This is a genomic window from Hymenobacter convexus, assembly GCF_030580955.1.
In the GTDB taxonomy this organism is placed as follows: Bacteria; Bacteroidota; Bacteroidia; order Cytophagales; family Hymenobacteraceae; genus Hymenobacter.
In genome coordinates this window covers 25,216-45,853 of record NZ_JAUQON010000002.1, presented here as the reverse complement: position 1 = coordinate 45,853, position 20,638 = coordinate 25,216, and the positions used below count along the sequence as shown (strand labels likewise).

Annotated in this window: 10 protein-coding genes; 6 read left to right on the top strand and 4 right to left on the bottom strand. The window is 61.8% G+C overall.

Annotated elements, in window-relative coordinates:
- Nucleotides 1-147: 147 nt before the first annotated feature.
- The 5 genes from Q4S41_RS03700 to Q4S41_RS03680 all read left to right on the top strand — a co-directional run bounded on the left by Q4S41_RS03700 (nucleotide 148) and on the right by Q4S41_RS03680 (nucleotide 13,379).
- On the top strand, nucleotides 148-2,418 hold the full coding sequence (locus Q4S41_RS03700) for an NADP-dependent malic enzyme (RefSeq protein WP_305029760.1): 2,271 nt from the start codon (nucleotides 148-150) through the stop codon (nucleotides 2,416-2,418).
- Between the two features lie 279 nt (nucleotides 2,419-2,697).
- Complete coding sequence (gene ruvA, locus Q4S41_RS03695) at nucleotides 2,698-3,303, top strand: Holliday junction branch migration protein RuvA (protein ID WP_305029759.1); 606 nt, start codon at nucleotides 2,698-2,700, stop codon at nucleotides 3,301-3,303.
- A gap of 236 nt (nucleotides 3,304-3,539) precedes the next feature.
- Nucleotides 3,540-11,072: a T9SS outer membrane translocon Sov/SprA gene (gene sov, locus Q4S41_RS03690; protein ID WP_305029758.1), complete on the top strand. Its 7,533-nt coding sequence runs from the start codon at nucleotides 3,540-3,542 to the stop codon at nucleotides 11,070-11,072.
- 93 nt (nucleotides 11,073-11,165) lie between these two features.
- Nucleotides 11,166-11,546, top strand: coding sequence for a glycine cleavage system protein GcvH (gcvH, locus tag Q4S41_RS03685; protein WP_305029757.1), 381 nt, complete (start codon nucleotides 11,166-11,168; stop codon nucleotides 11,544-11,546).
- A gap of 63 nt (nucleotides 11,547-11,609) precedes the next feature.
- Nucleotides 11,610-13,379, top strand: a complete 1,770-nt coding sequence (locus Q4S41_RS03680) for a VanZ family protein (protein ID WP_305029756.1) — start codon at nucleotides 11,610-11,612, stop codon at nucleotides 13,377-13,379.
- A 78-nt stretch (nucleotides 13,380-13,457) separates the two neighbouring features.
- Here Q4S41_RS03680 and Q4S41_RS03675 read toward each other — a convergent pair whose 3' ends face one another.
- Nucleotides 13,458-13,994, bottom strand: a complete 537-nt coding sequence (locus tag Q4S41_RS03675) for a hypothetical protein (RefSeq protein ID WP_305029755.1) — start codon at nucleotides 13,992-13,994, stop codon at nucleotides 13,458-13,460.
- A 339-nt stretch (nucleotides 13,995-14,333) separates the two neighbouring features.
- A complete protein-coding gene (locus Q4S41_RS03670; protein ID WP_305029754.1) occupies nucleotides 14,334-15,236 on the bottom strand; it encodes a YicC/YloC family endoribonuclease in 903 nt (300 codons plus the stop codon).
- Nucleotides 15,237-15,448: 212 nt separating this feature from the next.
- Here Q4S41_RS03670 and Q4S41_RS03665 point away from each other — a divergent pair, with 212 nt between their 5' ends.
- On the top strand, nucleotides 15,449-15,889 hold the full coding sequence (locus Q4S41_RS03665) for an energy transducer TonB (RefSeq protein ID WP_305029753.1): 441 nt from the start codon (nucleotides 15,449-15,451) through the stop codon (nucleotides 15,887-15,889).
- A gap of 213 nt (nucleotides 15,890-16,102) precedes the next feature.
- Here the strand turns inward: Q4S41_RS03665 and Q4S41_RS03660 are convergent, their stop codons facing one another.
- Nucleotides 16,103-17,614 (bottom strand): T9SS C-terminal target domain-containing protein, encoded by a 1,512-nt coding sequence (locus Q4S41_RS03660; RefSeq protein ID WP_305029752.1) that lies wholly within the window; start codon nucleotides 17,612-17,614, stop codon nucleotides 16,103-16,105.
- 181 nt (nucleotides 17,615-17,795) lie between these two features.
- Nucleotides 17,796-20,624, bottom strand: coding sequence for a TonB-dependent receptor (locus Q4S41_RS03655; protein ID WP_305029751.1), 2,829 nt, complete (start codon nucleotides 20,622-20,624; stop codon nucleotides 17,796-17,798).
- Between the last annotated feature and the right edge of the window lie 14 nt (nucleotides 20,625-20,638).

Sequence of the window (20,638 nt, the reverse complement as noted above, 5' to 3'; positions counted from 1 at the left end):
CTGCTGGTTTCTGGTATGACAACTAAAAACCAGAAACCAATAGCCAAAAACAAACGAAACCCGGCATTGCCGCGCTTTTCGCCCTAATTTCGCCTTACACGGCCGCGCTGCCCTGCGCGGCCGTTTTCATTTTCGAAGAATTCCCCGATGCTGAAAATAAACAAGCAAGACGCCCTCGACTACCACTCGCAGGAGCCCGCCGGCAAGATTGAGGTCATCCCCACCAAGCCCGTAAGCACCCAGCTCGACCTGGCCCTGGCCTACTCGCCCGGCGTGGCCGAGCCCTGCAAAGCCATTGCCGAAAACCCCGACGACGTGTATAAGTACACCGCCAAGGGCAACTTGGTAGCCGTTATTTCGAACGGCACGGCCGTGCTGGGGCTGGGCAACATCGGCCCGGCCGCCAGCAAGCCGGTAATGGAAGGCAAGGGCGTGCTGTTCAAGAAGTTCGCGGGGATTGACTGCTTCGATATTGAGATTGACGCCACCGACCCGGACGAGTTTATCAAGATTGTGAAGTCGCTGGAGCCCACCTTCGGCGGCATCAACCTGGAGGACATCAAGGCGCCGGAGTGCTTCCGCATCGAGACGGAGCTGCGCGAGAAGATGAACATCCCGCTGATGCACGACGACCAGCACGGCACGGCCATCATCACCTCGGCCGCGCTGCTGAACGCGCTGGAAATTGTGGGCAAGAAGATTGACGAGGTGCAGCTGGTGGTGAGCGGGGCGGGTGCGGCGGCGGTGTCTTGCCTGCGGCTGTATCTGGCGCTGGGTTTGAAAAAAGAAAACGTGGTGGTGTTCGACAAGGACGGCCTCATCCACGAGCGGCGCACCAACCTGGCGCCCATTCAGATGCAGTTTGCCACCAACCGGTCGGTGAATAATCTGGAAGAGGCTATGGAAGGCGCCGATGTATTCCTGGGCCTCTCGGCGGCCAACGTGCTGCCGGCCGGCCTACTGCTGAAAATGGCGCCCAACCCCATCGTCTTCGCCCTCGCCAACCCCGACCCGGAGGTGAGCTACCAGCTGGCCATGGCCACGCGCGACGACCTCATCATGGCCACCGGCCGCTCCGACCACCCCAACCAGGTGAATAACGTGCTGGGCTTCCCCTACATTTTCCGGGGGGCGCTGGACGTGCGTGCCACCGAAATCAACGAGGCCATGAAGCTGGCGGCGGTGCACGCCCTGGCCGAGCTGAGCAAAGAGCCGGTGCCCGAGATGGTGAACAAAGCTTACGGTGACAACACGTTGGCTTTTGGTCGTACCTATCTCATTCCCAAGCCGCTCGACCCGCGCCTGATTACCAGCATCAGCCCGGCGGTGGCCAGAGCGGCCATGGAAAGCGGCGTGGCCCGCATGCCCATCGAGGACTGGGCAGCCTACGAAGACCAACTCCGCGCCCGCCTCGGCGTGAACCAGAAGCTGATGAACCGCATGACCTCGGCCGCCCGCGCCAACCCCAAGCGCGTGGTATTTGCCGAGGCCGACAACTACAAGATTCTCAAAGCTGCCCAGATTCTGCGCGACGAGGGCATTTGCTGGCCCATTCTGCTGGGGCCGCAGGAGAAAATTGAGGCCATTGCCCGCGAGAATAGCGTAGACCTGGAAGGTTGTGAAATCATCAACATCCTGAAGCAGGACGCCAAGCGCGATGAATACGCCCACCTGCTGTACCAGAAGCGCCAGCGCCGCGGCATGACGCTCTACGAAGGCCGCCGCCTGATGCGCGAGCGCAACTACTTCGCTGCCATGATGGTGGAAACCGGCGAGGCCGACGCCTGCATCACCGGCCTCACGAAGGACTACGGCAAGAGCATCATCCCCTCGCTCCAGGTCATCGGCACCGAGGAGGGCGTGCGCCGCGTGGCTTCCATGTACATCATCCAGCATAAGAAGGGGCCTTACTTCTTCGCCGATACCACGGTAAATATCAACCCCACGGCCGAGGAAATGGTGGAGATTATCGGCCTCACGGCCCGCGCCGTGAAGTTCTTCGATACCGAGCCGCGCATTGCCGTCATCAGCTATTCCAACTTCGGCTCGAACGCCGGCGTGCTGCCCGAAAAAACCCGCCGCGCCACCGAGCTGGCCAAAGCCCGTTTCCCCAACCTGCTGATTGATGGCGAGATGCAGGCCAACGTGGCCCTGAGCCCCGCTCTGCTACAGGAGCACTACGACTTCTCGCCCTTGGCCGAAAAAGGCGCCAATACGCTGGTGTTTCCCAACGTGGAATCGGGTAACATTGCCTACAAAGTGCTTCAGGAAATCGGTGGTGCTGAGGTGATTGGACCCGTGCTGATGGGCATGCGCAAGCCGGTGCACATCCTGCAGCTCGGCGCCAGCGTGCGCGATATTGTGAACATGGCGTCCATTGCCGTAGTGGATGCGCAAACGGGCAGCAAGGCGCTGTAAGGCTGCGTGTTGTAGCACCTCATGGAACGTCATGCTGAGCGCAGCCGAAGCATCTCTATCGCGCAGCTAACTGATTTTAGTGTTGCGGCAGAGATGCTTCGGCTGCGCTCAGCATGACGTTCTTTTTATCTGGTTTTGCTGACCATTTTAACCGCTTCAAAACTTCTTCATTTCGCCCAAAATTTTTGGCCGAAAAGCCAGTAAATTTGGGAGGGAAAACCCCGTCGCGGGTGTTGCCCAGCTACTGAAGCGCTTTTCTCGTTCCTCCTTTCCCACTCTATGATTGCCTACCTCGACGGTAAACTAGCTTACAAAGACGCCACCCAGGCCATTGTTGATATCCTGGGCGTGGGCTACGAAGTCCGCATTTCGCTGGCCACCTTTTCCAAGCTGCCGGCCGAAGGCGCGGCTACCAAAATTTATACCTACCAGCACATTAAGGAAGACGGCCAGACGCTGTACGGCTTTCTGGACCCCAGCGAGAAGGCGCTGTTTATGCAGCTGATTTCGGTGTCGGGCATCGGGCCGGGCACGGGCATTGTGATGGTGAGTAGCATGAGCGTGGGCGAAATCCGCGAGGCCATCGTGAGCGGCAACGTGCGGGCCATTCAGGCCATCAAGGGCGTAGGGCCGAAAACCGCCCAGCGCGTAATTCTGGAGCTGCAGGACAAGCTCCGCAAGGACGAATTACTGGCCAAGGCCGGCGTCGATACCGTGCCGCTGGCCCGGCAGCACAATACGCGGCGCGCCGAAGCGTTGCAGGCCCTGGTGACCCTCGGCTTTGCGCGGGCCGCCGCCGAGAAGCAGCTGGACCATATTCAGCAGAAGCACGGTGGGGAGCTGAGCGTGGAGGAATTGATTAAATTTGCTTTGAAGTCGCATTGAGTCTGGACGGTTTTTTGCGGGTGGCCAGGAGCTTTTAGCCACTAGCCGACCGTGCTTGCGCCCCTGCCGGGGCGCTAAGCTTCCTTGCCCAAGGTGCTTCGGTATCGAAGAGCTACCTGATTGCCGCCGGTATCTTACTGGCTAACAGCTAACGGCTATCGGCTAACCGCTGCAATAGCTTTATCCACTTATCCTGCTTGAAATCCGGTCAGAAATTACTCCCCGCGTCGGTAGTTGTGGTTGCGTCGTTGCTGACGTGGTGGGCCCAGGCCTCGCCCATGGCCGCGCCGCGTCTCAGCCGCTTGTGGCTGCGCGCCAGCCGGGCCCTGGCCCAGGATACCCCGCGCCCCAAAGGCGCAGTGGCCGACACCACGGGCCCTTATAAGCCGAGCAAGCGGCCCCGGGTGCGGGCGCATGACCGGCCGGGTAGCCCCTTCGGGCCGCACCGCCGCGAGTCGCCGCTGGTGCTGCCCTTGCCTAAGAACGTAAAACTGGGTGTGACGGTTGACGACAGCCTGCAAAAAGTGCAGGTGCAGGAGAAAATTGGCGCCGACATCGATTACCGCGACCCCAGCGCCCTCACTTACAAGCAGTACGAGGAATACCAGCGCCGCCAGGCCGTGGCCGACTACTACCGGCAGAAGGCCAAGGGCGGCATTACGGGCCCGGCCGCCGCGCCCGGCACGCCGCAGGCCCAGCGCCTGATTCCCAAGATTTACCTCGGGCCCATTGCCAACCGCATTTTTGGCGGCAGCTACGTGGACATCCGGCCCGCGGGCTCGGTGACGCTCAAGTTTGGCGCCCGCTTCAACAAGAACGAAAACCCGGCCCTGACTTTGCGCCAGCAGAGCGTGGGCGACTTTCTGTTTGAGCAGAACATCAACGTCAACCTGACGGGCGCCATCGGCACCAAGCTCAAGCTGGTGTTCAACTACGACACCAAGGCCTCGTTCGACTTCGACAACCAGATGAAGTTCGACTACGCCGGCGAGGAAACGGACATCATCCGGAAGGTGGATTTGGGCAACGTGAGTTTGCCGCTGACCAACTCGCTGGTGCAGGGCGGCCAGAATTTGTTCGGCATCAAGACGCAGCTGCAGTTTGGCCGGCTGGGCGTGACGGCCGTGGCCGCCACCGTGCGCGGCACCGCCGACGAAGTGCGCATCCAGAACGGGGCGCAGAGTCGGCAGTACGAAATCAAGGCCAGCCAGTACGAAAAGGACCGGCACTTTTTCCTGTCACAGTTCTTCCGCGACCGGTACGACCAGGCCCTGCGCAACCTGCCCACCATCCAGAGCGGCGTGACCATCAACCGCTTGGAGGTGTACGTGACCAACGACAACCGCACCACCGAAAGCCTGCGCAACGTGGTGACGCTGATGGACTTGGCTGAGCCGTTCCGGCTGTATCAGGGCAAGTACAGCCTGGGCAATGCCAGCGTGCAAACGCCAGCCAAGAACGAGGCCAACTCGCTGTTTGGGGCGGTGACCAGCGCGGGCGGCAGCCGCGACAACCTGGGCGTGGACAACTACCTGCAGGGCGCCCAGGGTCTGCTGAAAAACATCGACTACGAACGGGTGCGCGCCCGCAAGCTCGACACCCGCGAATACACCTTCAACGCCCAGCTCGGCTACCTCTCGCTGAACACCGCCCTGCTGCCCGACCAGGTGCTGGGCGTGAGCTACGAATACATCTACAACGGCAAGACCTACAAGGTGGGCGAATTGTCGGGCGACTACAACAACGTGACGCCTGACCAAGTCATCTTCCTGAAGATGCTGCGCGCCAGCAACCCCGGCGTGGGCCTGGCCAACCCCGCCAACAACCCGAACAACCCCAACCTGCAGACGCGCAACACGCCGACCTGGGATTTGATGATGAAAAACATCTATCCCCTCAACGCCTCGCAGCTGCAGCGCGACAACTTCCAGCTCCAGATTATTTACAAGGACGATGCCACCGGCGTCGACTTGATTTCGCTGAAGGAAGGCGCCAAAATTGCGAACCGGCCGCTGATTGAGGTGCTGAACCTCGACCACGTAAATTCCAACAACGACAAGCTGCCGGATGGCAACTTCGATTACTTCCCGGGCGTGACCATCGACCCGGAGCTGGGCAAAATCATTTTCCCGAACGTGCAGCCGTTCGGCAACTACCTGCAAACGCAGTTTGCGGGCGAGACGGATTTGATTACCAAATACGTTTACCAGGAGCTGTATAACCAGACGCAGAGCGACGCCCAGCAGGTGCAGGAAAAGGACAAGTTCTTCCTGCGGGGGCGATTCCAGGGCGGCTCCAGTTCCGACGAAATCAACCTGCCGGGCATCGGCATTGCGCAAGGGTCGGTGCGCGTCACCTCGGGCTCGACGCTGCTGACGGAGGGCGTGGACTACCAGGTGTTCTACGACCAGGCCAAGGTGAAAATCCTCAACCCGGCCTATCTTAATTCGGCCAATGAGCTGAAGGTGAGCTTTGAGAAGAACGCACTGGTGCAGGTGCAGCCGCGCAAGCTGGTAGGCGTGCGCCTCGATTACAAGCTGAACAACGACGTGACCATCGGCGGCACGGCCCTGCACCTGCTGGAGAACCAGGCGCCCGGCATCAACCGCGTGAACATCGGCGACGAGCCGGGCAACAACACCCTCATCGGGCTGGATGGCGCGATTCGGAAAGACAGCCGGGTGCTGACCAAGTACCTCGACATGCTGCCGTTTGTGTCGACGAAGGAGATTTCGACCATTGCCTTCAGCGGCGAATTTGCCAAGCTGCTGCCGGGCCGCTCGCAGCTGGGCAACGGCGAGAACGGCGTGTCGTACGTCGACGACTTTGAGAATGCGCGCACGCCCTACACGCTGGGCGGGCTGGCCAGCATTCCGGCCTGGCGCTTGGCCAGCACGCCGCTGCCGCAGAGCAGCAGCGCGGCCGTGGGGCTGGGCTACAACTACCAGCGCGCCAAGCTGGCCTGGTACACCATCGACCAGAGCTACTACACGGGCGGCCCCAACGTGCCCGGCAACATCGGCGCGGCCGACCTGGCCAACCACTACGTGCGCGGCGTGAAGCGCGACGAGGTGTTTCCGAACAAGGACCTGGGTTCGACGGGCAACGGCTTCGAGTACACGTTCGACATGGCCTACTACCCCGGCGAGCGGGGGGCTTACAACTACAACCCGGCCGTGAGTGCCGATGGCAAAAAGCTGAATCCCACGCAGCCGGGCCTGAACGTCAACAACTTCGGCGGCGTGAGCCGGGCCATCACCTTCGACACCGACTTCGACAACGCCAATATCGAATACCTGGAGTTCTGGATGATGGACCCGTTTCTGAAAGTGACGAACCCGAACGCGCCGGCCGAGCGGGTGAACATCACCGACCAGGACGGCAACGACGCGCCCACCCTCACCGGCGGCGACCTCATCATCAACCTCGGCAACGTGAGCGAGGACGTGCTGAAGGACAACAGCCAGTACGAGTTCGAGAACGGCCTGCCCGCTCCCGGCGTGGACCCCACCGGCCTGACGGCCACCACGCCCTACGGTGTGGTGTCGCGCCAGCAGTTCCTGACCGACGCGTTTAATGCCTCGCCGGGCGCCCGGACGGTGCAGGACGTGGGCCTTGATGGTCTGAACAACGACGGCGAGCGGGCCAAAGCTGTTGCCGCGGCCCCCGAAATTCCGTATGGTCCGGCCTTCCAGAACCTGCCCGACCCCTCGGCCGATGACTTCCGCCACCACCTCGACCCGAGCTACGACCAGAACAACACCAAGCTACTGGGCCGCTACAAAAACTACGACGGCTACGAGGGCAACTCGCCCGAAAACAGCCAGCTCAGCTCGACGGCCTACCCCGACAAAGAAGACCTGAACCGCGACAACGTGGTGCAGGACGTGGAGCGCTACTACGAATACCGCATGCACCTGGAGCCCGGCCAGCTGGACGTGGGCAACACCGATTCGCGCTACATCATCGACAAAGTCACGAACACCGTGAACGGCGAACAGGTGACGTGGTACCAGTTCCGCATTCCGATTCGGGACGGCTTCACGGCCATTCGGGGCAACAACAACCAAGCCTTCGGCTTCAAGTCCATCCGCTTCCTGCGCATGTACATGACCGGCTGGACGAACCCCGTGGTGCTGCGCATGGTGCAGCCGCAGTTTGTGGCCAACCAGTGGCGCCGGTTCAACTACAGCATTGTTGATAATGCCGCCGGCCCCGCGCTGGGGCAAAACCAGCTCACCGACGCCGACGCTTTCAGCATTTCGACGGTGAGCGTGGAGGAAAATGGTCTGGCCGCGGCCGTTGGTGGGAACAAGATTCCGTATATCTCGCCCCCCGGCATTCTGCGCGATAAGGAGTATGGCAGCAGCAGTACTTCGCGCCTGCAGAACGAGCAGAGCCTGCGCCTGTCGGTGAGCAACCTGCGCGACGGCTACGCCAAGGCGGCCTACAAAAACCTGACCATCAACATGCTGCGCTACAAGCGCCTGCGCATGTTCCTGCACGGTGACAGTGAAGACCCCACCACCCGCAGCGGCGACACCCGCGCCTTCCTGCGCATCGGCACCGACTACACCCAGAACTACTACGAGTACTCGCTGCCGCTCCAGCTCACGGACATCAACCAGGTGACGGGCTCGGAGGCAGACAAAGCCAATCAGGTGTGGCCCGAAGCCAACCGCGTCGACGTGTCGTTTCAGGATTTCATCGACGCCAAGGCCAAGCGCAACCAGACCTTAACTAACTCCGTGGTTCCGTTCACGGTGACGCTGGCCAATGGCGCCACCATCACGGTGGTGGGCAACCCCGACTTTTCGGCCGTGCAGGGCGTGATGATTGGCGTGCTGAACCCCTTCAACAACAACGCCGACCCCAGCACTTCGTCGAAAACCGTGAACCTGTGGGCCGATGAGTTCCGGGTGTTCGACTTCGAGCAGCAGGCCGGCTACGCCGCCACCGCCCGCCTGAACGTGAAGCTGGCCGACGTGGCCAACGTGACGGCCACGGGCAGCTTCACGAGCGTGGGCTTCGGCGGGCTGCAGGACAAGGTGCAGCAGCGCTCCATCGACAACGTGTTCCGGGGCGATTTGAACGCCACCGTGGCGGCCGAGAAGTTTCTGCCGCCCCAGCTGAGCGTGCGCCTGCCCGTGCTGCTGCAAATTGGCCAGGAAACCCGCACGCCCCTCTACGACCCGCTGGACCCCGACACCAAGCTGGAGCAAAGCCTGCTGAAATTCAACAAAGGCACGGACGCGCAGAACGCGGCGGCGCAGGCCGAGTACCGCAAAAAGGTGATTGACCAGACCACCAGCCGCAGCATCTCGGTGCTGAACGCGCGCAAGGAGCGCGCCCAGCCCAAGCCCGGTGCGCCCCTGGTCAAGCCCAAGCCCTGGGACGTGGAAAACGTGGCCCTGAGCTACTCGCTCACCGACCGCCTGCACACCGACATCCGGACCGACCGCGACTACACCAAGTCGTACACCGCCGCCGTGGCCTACGTGTACCAGACCACGCCCAAAAACTACACGCCGCTGGCCAGCATCAAGGCCCTGGAAAACCCTTACCTGAAGATTTTCCAGCAAATCAACTTCACGCCGCTGCCCTCGCGCTTCTCGTTCCGCACCGACATCGACCGGCGCTACAACGAGCGGTTTCTGCAGCGCATCCTGAACCCCGGCGAGGTGCCCAGCACCGACGGCATCGCGCCCGTAATTCAGAAGTCGTTCTACATCAGCCGGATTTACGACCTGAAGTGGGACCTGACCAAGAGCCTGATTTTCGACTACACCGCCACCAACCGGGGCGTGGTGGACGAAGGCCCCGGCCGCACCATTGGGGTGAGCGACGAGGCCGTGCGCAACCGCGACCAGGTGCAGCAGAACCTGCTGCGCGGCGGCCGCACCACCAACTTCACCCAGACCGCGGCCCTGACCTACCGCCTGCCGCTCGACAAGTTCCCGCTCACCGACTGGCTAAGCGCCGACACCCGCTACTCGGCCAACTACAACTGGCAGGCGGCCTCGCGCGGGCAGCGCGCCCTGCTGCACCCCACCGACCCCATCGACACGACCACCTACGTGCTCGACCTGGGCAACACCATTCAGAACAACGCCGAGCTGAGCGCCAACGGCAAGATTGACCTGGTGAAGCTCTACAACAAGGTGAAGTTTCTCAACATCATCAACAACGCCCCGCCGCCCAGCGCCCGAAGCCCGCGCGCCGAGTTGCAGCGGGCCGACCGGAACCTCCCCGGCGATGCCCGCCGCAACGTGGACAAAGCCCCGGCCGACACCACCAAGGAGAAATTCCGCTTCGTGAAAGCCGTGTTGCGTTCGCTGATGACAGCCCGCTCCATCAACTTCACCTACGCCCGCTCCAACGGCACGCTGCTGCCCGGCTATCTGCCCAAGACCAAGCTGTTTGGCCTCGAAAACTTCGGGGCGGGCGACAACATGGGCCTAGCGCCGGGCATCCCCTTCATTCTGGGCAAGCAGTACAGCCTGCCGGAACTGTACAGCATTGCCAGCAGCCGCGGCTGGTACACCGACCAAAGCCAGTACCTCAACACGGCCCTCAGCTCGCTGCTGACCGAAACGCTCACGCTGCGCACCACCCTGGAGCCCTTCCGCGACTTCAACATTCAGGTGGATGCGCGCCGGCAGCTGGCCCGCAACAACGAGGCCTACTACCGCCGCCAGGTGGATGAAACCACGCTGGAGCCGCTCAACATCATCGTGCCGCAAGCCCTGGGCTCGGGCTCGTTCAGCACGTCCACCATCACTATCCAGACCTTGTTTGGCGATTTGAGCGCCAACGGCGAAACGTCGGCTGCCTTCGAGCGCTTCGTGAAAAACCGGGGCATTGTGCAGGCAAAGCTCTCGGGCGACAGCCGCACCAACCCGGCCCAGAGCCTCACCGGCTACGGCTACAACTCGCAAGCCGTGCTTATCCAGAGCTTCGACGACGCCTACCACGGCAAGTCGTCGGACGGCTACAAGGCCGACAAGTTCAACCCGTTTGCCATGCTGCCGCTGCCCAACTGGCGCGTCGACTACAACGGCTTTGCGCAGCTGCCGCTCATCAAGCGCTACTTCAGCTCCTTCACGCTGAACCACGCCTATTCGTCGCTCTACAACGTGGGCAGCTACACCACGTCGAACCTCTACACGGCCGAGCCCGACATGGCCGTCATTTCCAGCTCCTCGGGCCAGTACATCCCGTACTACATCGTGAACCAGGTGAGCATCGTGGAGCGCCTGTCGCCGCTCATTGGGGTCAATTTCCAAACGATGAGCAAGATGACCGGCCGCCTCGAATACCGCACCGACCGCTCGGTGGTGCTGAACACCACCAACGCCCAGGTGACCGAGCTGCACACCAACGAAATCGTCATCGGCTTCGGCTACGCCACCAACAGCCTGAAGCTGCCCTTCCGGGTGGGCGGCGAGCAGCGCGTGCTGAAAAACAACCTCACCGCCCGCCTCGACCTCAGCATCCGCGACAACATCACGGTGCAGCGCAGCATCAACAACTCCTTCGACCCCGGCAACATCCAGGGCGAAACCCCCTTCATCGGCACGAGCACGAGCACCATTACCAACGGCTCCAAAACCGTGCAGCTGCGCCCCACCGTTGATTACCTGCTCAACACCCGCCTCAACCTGCAGCTCTACTACAGCCAGACCATCACCACGCCGCGCATCAGCAACGCCTTCCGCAACTCCACCACCGAGGCCGGGGTGCAGCTGCGCTACAGCCTGGCGCAGTAGCGGCGGCTTGCCGGAGTGGTAGGTTGGCGGAGTTCGCTGCGTACTTTTGACCGGCAAATCCACCAACCCGCTACTCCACCAACCCACCATCTTATGAACCTGCCCGCCACCCTGCACTACACCAAGGACCACGAATGGATTCGCGTTGAAGGCGATGTTGCCTACGTGGGCATCACCGACCACGCCCAGAAAGAGCTCGGCGACATCGTGTACGTCGACATCGACACCCTCGACAAGGACGTGGCCCAGCACGAGGTTTTCGGCACGGTGGAGGCAGTGAAAACGGTTTCGGACCTGTTCAGCCCCATCACCGGCACGGTGCTCGAAGTGAACAGCAAGCTGGCTGACTCCCCCGAAACCGTGAACTCGGACCCGTACGGCGACGGCTGGATGGTGAAAATTTCCATCGCCAAGCCCGAAGAGCTGGAATCCCTGCTCACCGCCGAAACCTACGGCGAGCTGGTGGGCGCCTAGAAAAACTAGCATCGTTTTGGCTAGGGTGTTGCAATGTCATCTGTTTTTTTGCCCCCCAAGCCATTGCCTGCTACCCCGCTACGTTCCTATTTCGGCCTGTCCCTGGCTTGGGCGGCTGTGGTGCTGGTGCTCACCCTGACGCCCGCCGATGAAATGCCGCGCACGCCCGTGTGGGAGCTGCTGTCGTTCGACACAGCCGCCCACGCGGGCGTGTTTTTCGTGCTGGCGGGGCTGACGTGGTTTTCGCTGCACCGGCAGCGCCGCTGGCCCCGGCTGGCCCGTTGGGCCGGCTTGGCGGTACTGGTGGGCAGCATCGCCTTCGGTGCCCTTATCGAAGTGCTGCAAATGACCATGCGCCTCGGCCGCCACGGCGAATGGACCGACCTGCTGAGCGACGCCATTGGGGCCGTGCTGGCCGTGGGTCTGGCCGCGGCCAGCGGCCGACGGCAGCAACGCCGGGCCAAAATGACAGTACCGGCCATTGCCCTACTGGTAGCAGGTGCCACACTGGGCACCCTTTCGGCACAGGCCCAAAACCTGCCCCGCGCCCGCACCACCATCAAAAAGCTGGCCTCGCCCGAACTGCACGGCCGAGGCTATGTGAAGCAGGGCGAGCACGAGGCCGCCGCCTACCTGCGCGACCGCCTGCGCGGGCTGAAGCTGACCCCGCTGGCCCCCAATTTTACCCAGCCGTTTACGCTCGATGTGAATACCTTTCCTGGCGAGGTGGCCGCCGCCATTCAGGCCGATGGCAGCCCGCTGACCACCGGCTGGCGGGCCGGTACGTCCTGCATCGCGGCGCCCAACTCTGCCGCCGGCAATGTGAAGGCCCGAATATTCTTACTCGACACGCTGGTCTTCACCAAAGCCACGGTGCAGGCCCGCTACCTGCTGGTGCCCTGGAGCAAGCGCGTGCTGCTGATGCGCGCCGCCGATGCCGCCCGCCTGCATCAGCTCCCGTCGCTGCTGCAGATGCGCCTCAACTCCGCCGCCGCCATGATAACTGTGGTGCCCAAGCTCACCGCCTCGTTGGCCGCCGAGCAGGCCCCACAGCCGCGCGTAGAGGTGCTGGCCGAGAAAGTGCCGCTCTGGTTGGACAAAGCCATTTTCGGCGACAGCGCCACCGGCGCCGCCAAGGGCCACACCGTGTGGGGTACCGTGCGGGTAGGGGCGCAGCTGCAGCCCAAATACCAGACCCAGAACCTGGCCGCCGTGGTGCGCGGCACCGCCCGGCCCGATTCCTTCCTCGTCTTGTCGGCCCACTACGACCACCTCGGCATGATGGGGCCCAAAACCTACTTCCCCGGCGCCAACGACAACGCCAGCGGCGTGGCCCTGCTCCTGGAACTGGCCGCCTACTATGCTCGCCCTGAAAACCGGCCCGCCTACTCCGTCGTGTTCCTCCTTTTCGGGGCTGAGGAAGCCGGTTTGGTGGGTTCCAGCTACTTCGTGGTCCACCCGCTCATCCCGCTCAAGAGCATCAAATTCCTGGTGAACCTCGACCTGCTGGGCACCGGCGAGCAGGGCGCGACCGTGGTCAACGGCCGCGTATTCGAAGCGCCCTACAAGCGCCTGCTGGCCCTCAACAACGCCCACCACTACCTGCCCACCCTGGCCGCCCGGGGCCGCGCCGCCAATTCCGACCACTACCCGTTTTCCGAGGCCGGCGTGCCTGCCTTTTTCATTTACACCCGCGGCGGTAGCACCGCCTACCACGACGTGAACGATAAGCCCGCCGCGCTGTCGCTGGCTGGTTTTTCGGGTGCTTTTGGCTTGGTGCGCGATTTTCTGAACGAAGAAGGCGCTGCCCCGGGCACAAAAAAAAGCCGGTAGCCGAACCTGCGTTCAACTACCGACCTTGATGGACTACTCTGAAACGTCATGCAGAGCGCAGCGAAGCATGACGTTCTTTTAGCCTTTGGCTTTCAGCGAAAGCATGATTTGCTTGGCGATGGGCTCCCACTCGGGCTTCTGGCGGTCGGCGCAGTTGAAGGTGCAAATCATGAGCTTGCCTTCCACGTCGGTGAAAAACACCAGCGTATACACCTCATGGCCCATTTCAGGCTTCATGAATTCGAGGTAGCCCACCTTGCGGTTGTTGATGTTCTTCACACCGTCGCCAAACCAGGTGGCGTCTTTGTATTGCTTGTGGTAGGTCTTGCCAAATGAGGCCGAGTAGATGTCGACCATGTCCTGGTCGGCGTCGTTGTCGGAGTAATTGAAGGCGAGGCTAATCAGGTTGTTGTTGGTGAAAATCACGCTCGGGCGGCTCTGGGCTTTGGCGTAGGCAAAGTCCATTTGCTGCTCGGTCATCACCTCGAAGCCCTTGGGAATCAGGATTTCCACCCGCTCGCTGAGCACGCGCTTCTTCACCAACTCGATTTCGGATGCGGGACGCGCGGCCGTTAAAAGCAGTCCCAGAATACAGAGTAAAAATGTAGATTTCATATTAATCGGGAATAGGTTGTGGAGTAACTAAATGTTATTCGGGTACCCAAGTTAGATACAATAATCAAATATCCAACTTTGGTGCCACAAATATTGCTTTGTTTTCCAAGAGTGCAGTCGTTGAGCTTAATGTATTTTTATTAACGTACTAAGATTCGAGAAGTTGTCAACAATTCGAATTGGCAGTGCCTCCAGGCCGGAATGCCCTGGAAAACGCCGTTTCTTGTATATTGAATTGTAAAATTTGCAAGTATAATCCTATTGTGGCGTCTTTTTCGACTAAGCAGGGAAGCTACTCGGTCAATGCAGCCGACGCCACTTTGAGCGGTGGAATACCACTTAGAGAATGTTGTTCAGCTGCTCTTTTATTTTTTCCAGTTCCTCTTTCATGCCCACCACGAGGTGCTGCACGGTGGCATCGTTGGCTTTGGAACCGATGGTGTTGATTTCGCGGCCAATTTCCTGGGCCAGGAAGCCCAGCTTCTTGCCCACGGCTTCGTCGGGCTGGTGCACGGCTTGCTCGAAATAGGCCAGATGGGCAGCTAGGCGCACCTTTTCTTCGGCAATATCCAGCTTCTCGATGTAGTAGAGCACTTCCTGCTCGAAGCGGGTTTCGTTGAAATGCTCGTGGCTGGTGAGCTCGGCCAGGTGGCCGGCCAGGCGCTGGCGCACGTGCTCGATGCGGGCGGGGTCGTGCTGTTCCACGGCGGCCAGCTGCTGCCGGATGGTGGCCACGTAGCCCAGAATTTCGGTGCTTAGCGTGTGGCCCTCATCGTGCCGGAACTGCTGCATGGCGGCCAGCGCCTCGGTGAGCAGCGGCTGTAGCTCGGCCCAAGCGGTTTCTTCGGCGGCCGGCTCGGCATCGCGCACTTCGGAGGCGCTGGGGATGACGCCGGGCAGGCGTAGGGCGGCCAACAGGGTGTCTTCGCCGGCGGATATGCCCAAGCTGTAGGCCAGTTCCTTGAGCTCGTGGAAGGCGGCCGTCAGCGCCTCTTTGTTGAGCGTGGTGGCGGCGCGGGCGGCCGCGGCGGGACGCACGAAGTCAAGGTTGAGGTTCACCTTGCCGCGCAGCAGGGCTTTGGCCACCGCGTTGCGGATTTCCAGCTCGTGGGGCATCAGGAAGCGCGGCAGGCGTAGGGTCAGGTCGAGGGTTTTGGAGTTGACGGAACGAAGCTCGACGGTGGCCGTGTAGGTATCGGTTTCGCGGTGGGCCTGGCCGTAGCCGGTCATGGAAATAAGCATGGGAAGCGGGGCTATTTGTGGCTGCAAAGGAACGACGCAAACGGTGGGCCTGCGGGTACGAAATGCCAGGTGCCGCCAGATGATGCCGCAGCCTGGGTGCCCGGTACTCGCCGCTAATGAAACGATGACGAAAGCGTAACTGCCGGGCTTACTCCGTGGCTGAAGTGGCCCGGTAGCTTTGCCGGAGCAATTGCTATATCGCCGTGCTAGCTATGAAAATCATTGTTTTAACTGGTGGCGTGCTGCTGGCTGCGGTTTCGGCCCACGCCCAGCTAGCCAGCCAGGCGGCCGTGCCCGCAGCCACCGCGGCTGCCGAAGCTGCCCCCGCCGCTCCTGAGGTGCTCACCTACGCCGACGAGATGCCGGCCTTCCCCGGCGGCGACGGGGCTATGCACCAGTACCTGGCGAAGAAAATCGTGTACCCAACGGCCGCCAACCAGCAGAACCTGTCGGGCACGGTGTACGTGCGCTTCGTGGTGGACGAGCAGGGCCGCGTCCGCGACGTAGAAGTGGCCAAGGGCTGCGGCCATGGCTTCGATGAGGAGGCCCTGCGCGTGGTGCGCCTCATGCCCTGGTGGACGCCCGGGCGCGTGGCCGGGCGGCCAGTGCGGGTGCAGCGCACGCTGCCCATTGTTTTTCGGCTGAGTAAGTGATACTGAGCCTCAATAAAACAAAAGAACGGTCATGCTGAGCGTAGTCGAAGCATCTCTGCCGTGTAGCTAATCCAATCGAAATGAGTTACTGTCGCAGTAGAGATGCTTCGGCTGCGCTCAGCATGACCGTTCTTTTGTACAAGAATACTAAACGCAAAAAAGGCTCCCCGAACCGGGGAGCCTTTTTCGTGGCAGGCAAATAAAAATAAAACACTAGTAATCGGTATTCTGGGGGTCGAAGTTGGTCCAGCCGGTGGCCCAGTTTTCCGAGCTTTGGCCCGAGCCGCTGAAGGCGCCGATGTAGCTGGTACGGGTGAAGAACGAATCCGATACCTTACTGTCGGTGAAGGCGGGCGCTACGACCGGGTTGGCGTTGGTGGTGGAGGTGTAAACGATGGGCGAGGTAGTGAGGGGCAGGAAGCTCGGGGCCGTGAGGCTGAAAGGGTTGAGCAGGCGCACTTCGTCGGCGTTGGTGTAGCGCTTGTTGGCGTTGCTGGGCTTGTAGAGCCAGGTGAGCGGGCCGGCCATGGCTCCAAACACGGCGGTATCGGCGCTCATGGCTGAGGTGGGCGTGAGCGAACCCGCGCCGCCGGCCGGGCCGAGGTAAATAATGTTTTTCTGGTTGCGGGTGGCAGCGGTGCCGGCCGCCATGCCGGCGATGATGTTGTTCTGGAAGCGCAGGTCGTTGCTGGCCACGTTGGCGCCGGTTTTGGTGTGGTCGAGCAGGATGCCAGCGGGGTATCCCACCAGCACCGAGTTCATGATGCTCTGAGCCGAGTTGCGGCGGATGTGCGCGGCCGAGACGTACTGCGAGCTGATGCCGCCCACGTTGCTGATGTTGTTGAGCGGCCCAATTACGGTCACGTTCGAAAACACGGCGCTGGTTTTGGGCAGGTTGTCGGAGGCGTTGGCGTCGTTGTCGCTCTCGAAGGCTTTCGAGCCCGACTGGTCGGCCTGCAACGGGTCGCGCAGCGACACGGCAAACTGCACCTTGCCCGAGAAGCCGTTGTCGGTGTCGAAGTCGTCGTCGTAGCCGCGGTGGGCAATGAGGTACTTGGCGTTCACGGTGCCGCCGAACCACTCGTAGGAGTCATCGCCGGAGTAGGAAACCTGGATGTGGTCGAGCGTGGTGCCCGAGCCTACGGCGCACAACGTCAGGCCGTTCACCTCGTTGTTGGGCGAGAAGGCGATGCCGCCGAACTCGATGCGCACATACTGCAGGGTGCCCGAGTTGTCGGCCGGGTCGGTGCCTCCGTAGGTGGTGGTGGGGCCGCCTTCTACCACGGGCTTCACGCCGGCCACAATGCTGTTCACCGGCGCGTTGCCGGCCAGAATCACGCCGCCCCAATCGCCGTAGTTGCGGCTGCCCTTGGGCTGGTTCGAGGTGAAGACGATGGGCTTGGCGGCCGTGCCGGCGGCGATGAGCTTGGCGCCGGGCTCCACGATGAGGGAGCCCTTGGTGTCCTTGTCGCCCTTGATGATGGTGCCGGGCTCGATGGTGAGCGTGGCGCCGGAGCGCACGTACACGTAGCCTTTCAGCAGGTACTTATTGCTGGCCGTCCAGGTGGTGTTGGTTTTTACTTCGGTCACTTCCACTGCCTGGCCCGTCGTGGTGTTCGTGTCGGGCGTTACGGTGGCTTCGTCTTTTTTGCAGGCTGCCAGGCTCAGCGAGAACAGAGCGAAGGCGAGCAGAGCACGCTGGCGAAACGGATTGAGAACTTGCATGGTATGTTATGCTAAGAATGGTTGGTGAGGGAGTTTCGTATGTTTTGAGGCTGTTCTGACGAGGGCGCCTCACCCCCCGGCCCCTCTCCTCAGGGAGAGGGGAGCCACGGCGGCGCAGGCGTTTTCAATCGTCAGGCTCCTCTCTCCTTTGGGAGAGGGGCCGGGGGTGAGGCGAACGGCGCTAGAAAGCCACTTTCACCCCGATGGTGGTGTAGGTGCCACGGCGGTAGTCGGCCAGGGCGGGGTCGGTGTCGCGCTGGTATTTTTTGTCCTTGTTGAAGTCCTGGAGCAGGGTCACGCGTTGGTTCAGCAGGTCCTGCACGCCCAGGTTGAGGGCCACGCGCTTAGTCAGGCTCTTGGTCAATGACAAGTCGATGGTGTGGCGGGGCGCCTCCACCACGTCGGGGTACTGGTCGGAGCCGGCGAAGAGGATGCGCGGGCCAAACACGTTGTAGAGCGCCGAGGCCTGCCAACTGCCCGACTCGTTCTGGTAGTAGAGGCCGGTGTTCACCACGTAAGGCGACTGACCCTGCAGGGCGCGCTTGCTGTCCCAGGCCACGATGCCCTGACCGAGGTCGACTTGGCTCTTGATGAGCGAGAGGTTGAACACGCCCGTGATGTTCTTCAGGCCCGAGGTGCCAATCAGCTCATCCAGAAAGTTGAAGCTCTTGCGCACGTCCAGCTCCACGCCGTAGGAAAAGGCGCTGGGTGCGTTGGCGAAGGAGTAGGCTAGGTTAGTGCTCGGGATGACGATGTTTTCAATCGGGTTGGTGAAGTTCTTGTAGAACACGCCCAGATGCACCTGCTCGCCGGGCGTGGGGTACCACTCGTAGCGCAGGTCGAAGTTGTCGATGGTGGCGACTTTGAGCGGCTTGGTCGGGTTGAGGTACAGCGAGCCGTAATTCAGCACGTTGAAGTCGAAATCGTAGTAATAGAACGGGGCCGACTCGCGGAACTCGGGCCGGTTGAGGCTGCGGCCGTAGCAGGCGCGGAGCAGGCTGGTTTCGGTGAAGTTGTAGCTCAGGTTGGCCGAGGGCAGCAGGTAGTTGGTGGTCACGGTCTGGTTCACGGGCGCGCCGTTCAGGCCGGTGTTGATAACCTGCACGTTGCGCTCGAAGCGGGCGCCGGTCAGCAGCTTGAACTGGGGCGTGATGGGCACGTTGATGGACGCGTACACGGCTTCCTGCTCGTTGCTAGCGGTGTAGCGGTAAGTCGAGTTGATGTCTTCGCGCAGCTGGAAGCCGGTGCCGCCCACGTTTTCGGGCGCGAAAACCGTGGCCAGCTGCAGGTTTTTCAGCGTCTGAAACCGCTGGGCATCCGTGGGCGAGTAGCCGAAGGCGCGGGCCGTGAAGTCGCGGGTTTTGTATTCGAGGTAGGTACCGGCGGCCAACTCAAACTCGCGCCCGCCGAGGCCCGTCAGCTTGTGCTTGCCGTTGGCGTTCAGCGTGTACACGTTTTCGTTCAGCTTCTGGTAGAGGCGACCGGCGTTGATAACATCGACCTGGCCGGCGGCGGGCGTCAGGATTTCCTGGCCTGTGCTGCCGTCGGTCAGCGTCACGTTGCGGTAAGCCACGCGGCGCAGGTCGGGCTCGTTCTTGGCCGAGTAGCCGTAGCCGGCCACCCAGTCGAGGTTGGTCTTCTCGTTGTTGAAGACGTGGGTGCCGGCCAGCTGGCCGGTATAGGTGGTGCGGCCCTGGTAGCCCAGCGCGTAGGCCTTGCGCACCAGCGAGTTGTCGCCGGCCGAGAAGTTGTCGCGGGTCGTAATCTGGTTGCGGCCGAACTGGTTGAATAGGTTGCGGAACTCCAGCTTGGTGCCGCCCTTCAGCAGCGCGCTGAAGTTCTGGATGAGGCCCAAGCGCACGTTGTTGGTGGCCTGCTCGTCCTGCAGGCGGTCGGTGCGCTGGCCGTCGGCGTCATACACGTTGCGGGCGATGCTGAAACGCGTGAAGGCGTTGGTGTAGCTCAGCGAGGTGAGCGAGCCAATCCGCGTTTCGCCCAGCTTGATGTTATCCAGGTACGAAGCGTTGAAGCGTACGTCGGGCATGGCCGTGATGCTCTTGATGCCGAAGCTGTTGCTCAAATCATGCGCCGAGGCGTCGCGCTGGGCGGCCGAGCTGGCCGAGTTCAGCACCGGGAAGCTGGAGGGCAGGTCGCGGCTGGGGGCGCCGAAACCGGCGAAATCGGCGCTGCTGCCCTTGTCGGTGTTGAAGTTGGCGAAGGTGGTGCCGTCGCGGTAGCCGCTCACGTAGCTGGCCGTGAAGCTGCGCTCGTCCAGCGCGGGCTTGCGCAGGTACACTTTCACGAGGCCGCCAGCGAAGTCGCCGGGCAGCTCGGGCGAGGGGTCTTTGAACACCAGCACGCGGTCGAGGAGGGCGCTGGGCACGATGTCGAAGGAGAAGGCTTTCTTGTCGGTTTCGGAGCTGGGGGCCGTCACGTCGTTCAGCCACACGGTGTTGTACCGCTCGCTGAGCCCGCGCACCTGGATGAAGCGGTTGTCGATGATGCTGACACCGGGGATGCGGCGCACCACTTCGGCCGCGTCGCGGTCCTGCGATTTCACGATTTGCTCCGACGAGATGCCGCTCACCACCACGTTGGCCTGGCGGATTTCGGTGATGACTGAGATTTCGGTGTTGGTGCGGCGCACGCCGCGCACCACTACTTCGTCCAGCGCTTTGCTGTCCGATTTGGCGGTGGTGTTGATGACGGTGGCCTTGCCGGGCTCCACGGCCACGTCGGGCAGCGAGGTCGTCACGTAGCCCACCGAGGAAATGACGAGGGTGTAGGTGCCTTTGGGCACGCGCTCCAGCCGGAAGCTGCCGTCGACGTCGGTCTGGGTGCCGAGCGTGGTGCCTTCGAGGCGCACCGTGCCGCCGATGATGGCCTCCTGGGTGGCGGAGTCCTTGATGAGGCCTTTAATAGTGCCCGTGGTTTGGGCGAAGGCGCTGCTGCTGAAAAATAAGCTCAGCAATGCGATGAATAAATACCGGTAATTAATAGTGTTTTCCATTCGGGGAGCAAAAC